This window comes from Mycobacterium sp. (genome assembly GCF_052144515.1).
Taxonomy (GTDB): Bacteria; Actinomycetota; Actinomycetes; order Mycobacteriales; family Mycobacteriaceae; genus Mycobacterium.
Map to the genome: position 1 here is coordinate 1 of NZ_JBKQQD010000159.1, position 4,210 is coordinate 4,210.

3 protein-coding genes are annotated in these 4,210 nt (G+C 65.9%); 2 read left to right on the forward strand and 1 reads right to left on the reverse strand.

All coding sequences use genetic code 11. The annotated features are described in order from the left end of the window. Positions 1-126 precede the first annotated feature (126 nt). Entirely contained in the window at positions 127-1,434 is a 1,308-nt protein-coding gene (locus tag ACLP9N_RS10355) for an IS1380 family transposase (protein WP_442407320.1), read from the forward strand. A 689-nt stretch (positions 1,435-2,123) separates the two neighbouring features. Here the strand turns inward: ACLP9N_RS10355 and ACLP9N_RS10360 are convergent. Next, positions 2,124-2,726, reverse strand: coding sequence for a TIGR03086 family metal-binding protein (locus ACLP9N_RS10360; protein ID WP_442407321.1), 603 nt, complete (start codon positions 2,724-2,726; stop codon positions 2,124-2,126). Positions 2,727-4,030: 1,304 nt separating this feature from the next. Between ACLP9N_RS10360 and ACLP9N_RS10365 the strand changes: the two genes are divergently transcribed. Continuing rightward, the coding region (locus ACLP9N_RS10365) for a TetR family transcriptional regulator (RefSeq protein WP_442407322.1) at positions 4,031-4,210 on the forward strand (180 nt) is incomplete at its 3' end.

A 4,210-nucleotide genomic window follows, 5' to 3' on the forward strand; every position in this document is an offset into this window, starting at 1 on the left:
CTAAGCCTCGATCCACCGATGAGATAGACGCGCAGAGGGTCGCGCATCCGCGGAAAGTGCCTCCCTTGCTGGGAGAATTGTGATTATCGAAGTCACATTCACACCAGCACCAAGGAGGCACTTTCTGTGAGGCCAGTATCGCGCAGGGTCGACCGCATTGGCGTGACCTTCGATGAGCCCAACCTGGTGGCCAATGCCGGGTTGTTGTTGGTCGCGACCCTGGTTGGTCGCCTCGATCTTGAGCGTCTCATCAATGCGACCGTTCGCCTCGCGGGACGTGTCGGCGGTGCACTTCCCGGACGCAAGGTCCTCACCTTGGTGCACACCATGGTGGCGGGCGGCTCCCACATCGACCACGCGGACGTGCTGCGCTCGGGTGCGACCTCGGCGGTGCTTCCGCACCGGGTCATGGCACCCTCGACGCTCGGGACGTTCCTGCGTGCCTTCACCTTCGGCCACGTCCGTCAGTTCGACTCGGTCTTGGCCGAGGCGTTGCGCCGGGCCTGGTTGCTCGGGGCGGGGCCCGGTGCAGAGCAGATGGTCATGGATCTGGACTCGACCATCTGCGAGGTGTGCGGCAAGGCCAAGGCAGGGGCGGGCTATGGCTACACCCACGTGCTCGGCTATCACCCCCTCCTCGCCACGCGCTCGGACACCGGCGAGGTGCTCCACGCCCGCCTGCGCCGAGGTGGGGCCAACACCTCTCGCGGCACGGTGCGCTTCGTCGAAGAGCTGGTCGCCCGGGTGCGCCGGGCCGGGGCGGCCGGAGAGCTCATCATGCGCTTCGACTCGGGGTTTTGGTCCAACCGCACCATCGCCGCCCTTGAGCGCCTCGAGGTCGGCTTCACCATGGGCGTGCGGATGCAAAAGTCCGTGGTCAGCGCCATTTCGGCCATCGACCCCTCAGGGTGGACCCCGATCGAATACACCTGCGACGGTGAGGCCGAGGTAGCCGAGTGCGACTACAAGGGACGCCGCCTCATCGTGCGGCGCACCCGCCTGATCGGTCGCCAGGCCACCTTGTGGCCCGAATGGCGCCACTTCGCCTTCGTGACCGACCTCGAAGGAGACGCCGTTGACGTCGATGCCTTCCACCGGGCCCATGCCAACGTCGAGCTCGCCATCCGGGACCTCAAAGAAGGTGCGGGCCTCGAGCACGTGCCCTCGGGGCACTTCTTCGCCAACGCGGCCTGGCTCGTCTGTGCCGCCCTGGCACACGACCTGATCCGCTGGACGGCCATGCTCGGGAACATCACACCCAAGGACCGACGCACCGTGGCGCGCACCGTGCGCACCCGGTTCTTCTCGGTCCCAGGCCGCCTGGTCAGCCGCTCAGGTTCCCCGACCTTGCGTACTCCGCTCGAATGGCCCTGGGCCGATGCGTTCCTGCGTGCGCTTCACCTCTTGCGGAGCCTGCCACCGGTTCCGACGTAGAGAACCACCCGCGGGTGGCGCACCGCAGACGAGCACCAGGCGCTGACATCGAACACGCACCATCTGAAGGCCTGCCTTGCCACGCCCAGATTCCCGGTGAGCCGACGAACGAGGCCCGGTGGCGTCAGCCGCCAGCCAAAACAACCACTTCATCGGTTCATCTCAAGATTGTCGGTGGATCGAGGTTTAGACCCGACTGGACCCAACTGTTGCGCTTAGAAAGTCCAGCGTGGGCAGGCTAAATCCGACTAGAGCCGGATAGGCCCAGGAGCGATTAGCAAACTGGCAGTCAAGAGGTTCGTGGGTTCAAGTCCCATCGCCTCCACCACCACGGTTGTGACCTGCGTTTCTCTTTTCTCCGCATCCGAATCGAGGCGCAGAAGATCCTTGCAAACGCTTTGCAAACTTGTGCTCCGAGTCGCGTTTGCAGCCCGACGCACAACGACTTCGACTGCGTGTTACCGACGAGCTGCGCCCCGTTCCGGCCGTCGGGGTCACTTTCAGTCGCAGTCGCCGCCACACATTCTGGGACAGTTTTCCCGCGATTCCCGAACCGTCGATCGGATCGGCCGTGAACCCGTCGCCAGCGGTGTTCTGCGTGGGCGTCGGGAGTGACCCATCGCTACCTCCGGCTAATACCCAGGCTCAAGACGCCATGTCGATCGAAGGCCCGGCGCCCCGCTCGCCCCTTATAGACCGAGCGTTGTCCGTGGGTCGCGTCCCATGAAGGCAGCGAGGCGTTCCCAGTCGTCAGCACCGGGAGCTGGGTAGACCTCCGCCCCGAAAGGGGCTCCAGGCTCGACCATGTTGCGGTACTGAGGTTTGATCATGGCCCGAGCCCCCTCGAGTGCCGGCAAGGCGAGGGAAGGATCCAACTTGTCGAGCTGTCCGGTGGCCCTGGCCAAGTCCCAGGCGTGTGCGGCCAGCTCTGCCAGGTACATGTCCACCAGGCTGGCCGCCGTGTACTCCTCGCCCCACGGCATTGTGTACCTCAAGGACAAGCTGGAATTGTCGCCCCATGCTTGTGCCGCCTGTTCCGCAGCGCTACGTAGCTGACCGGGCGCGTCGGAGAGCTCCACGTGAGGGGACTCGTCTCCGGGCGGAGGTGCCTGCCCGCGGCCGAGAGCGGCCGCCCGGTGGCCCGCTTCGACGAGGTGGTCGATCAGTCCGGCCACGTCGTACTTGGGACACGGTGTCGGGTGGCCGAGCTCGTCAGCAACTATTCCTGACACGATCACCGCAGCGTTCTCGTAAGAATCCAACAACATGCTTCGGCGGTCAGAATCGGCCATGCGGTTCCTCCTCGGTGTGACAGGCTAGCTACGCCGGTCGCCGGTTCGCGAGCGCACCGAAGGACGACTATCTCTCTACCCGCACGGACGCGCGAATCGGCGTTATGCGCCTATTTGTCAGCCATCCCGTGTCGCCAACGGTGACCGTGAGCGGACCGGGATCGGGGTAATGTGCGCTGCGCTGCTTTCTGCGATAAGTGCAGGGCCATCCTGCAACTGGCGCGACGACTGCACCCAGGCGACGAAGCGGCAGGCGCCTCGTCGCACTGTGATGATCACGGCTGATTGTGTTCCGTGCCTGTTCCGTCAAATGGGCGCTCGGCACGGCAACGGCCCAGGGCGGCGGATCCGGCGCGGCCGGTCCGGCCCGTATCACTGCAGTTCAGAGCCATGCTGGCCGGTGATGACCAGGGAGGACCCGGGCGGACCGCGGTGGCCCGGACCGTGCACTTTCAGCGTCACGGATGGTCTCATGTACTCGGCCTGAGCTGGGGTTTTGGTGGGTGGCAGGTGTTGGGTTCGAACCAACGTAGGCTTAGCCGACGGTTTTACAGTGAGCCCATCCCGACCCATCGGAATAGCCGCTGACCTGCTATTTCTCCATTTCCCGCCTTGTGAATACCGCGTTCTGTCCGTGTGGCGTCCGTAGTCCCGGAGTGTGCCTGGTCAGCGCGACGCAGGTTTCGGATCATGTCCCATCAAGTCCAGCTGAGTCCTGCTGCATCTCGTTGTCCCGCTGCCGTCCTGGACCCGGCCGGGCACGCCGCTGAGCCGCCGGCCTGCCGCAGCCGATGGCCGTACTCCCCGGCCGGACGTGCGCCGGATACTGTCCCACCCTGGAAATCCGATCTGCACGGCCATCTTTCCCACCCCCGCCAAAGATTCCCCGGGCGAGCCCGGGACCGGTACGGCAGGACCGGTCCGCGCGGTCCTGCCACGGTCCGGCCACCGTCCGCTCGCAGGCCCGATTCGCGCGAAGAGGGAAAGCGGCGCGAGGACACCGCGGGCAACTGGCGCGCCGCATTACGTGTTCGGGCCATCCGGGCAGCGATCTGCCAGCAAGGCTCATGACCGCGATCGACCTGCGGGGTACCCCGGAGCTACCTGCCATCGACTTCCCGTAGACCCGCGCCGCCATCAGGCGCAGGCCAGCCCCAGCGACCACGCCGGCGCATCCGATTCTGCGTGCGGACGTGGCTAGCGCGAGAGTGCGTGCTTTGGCCACCCGCAGGACGAGCTTGACGCGACGAACCTAACTAGGTAGACTGGTCTACCTAGTTGCTGGATGAGCGTGGGGTGCGGGCATGGCGGAGCAGCAGGCGCGGCGTCGCCGTCCGGCAAGCGCGGCCGGCGGGACCACTCGCGGTTCGGCGAGGGACCGCCTCCTCGCGGCAGCGGCGGAGGGCTTCTACAACCATGGCGTGAACGGGACCGGGATTGACGCCATCACCGCCGCGGCGGGAGTGGCGAAGATGAGCCTGTAC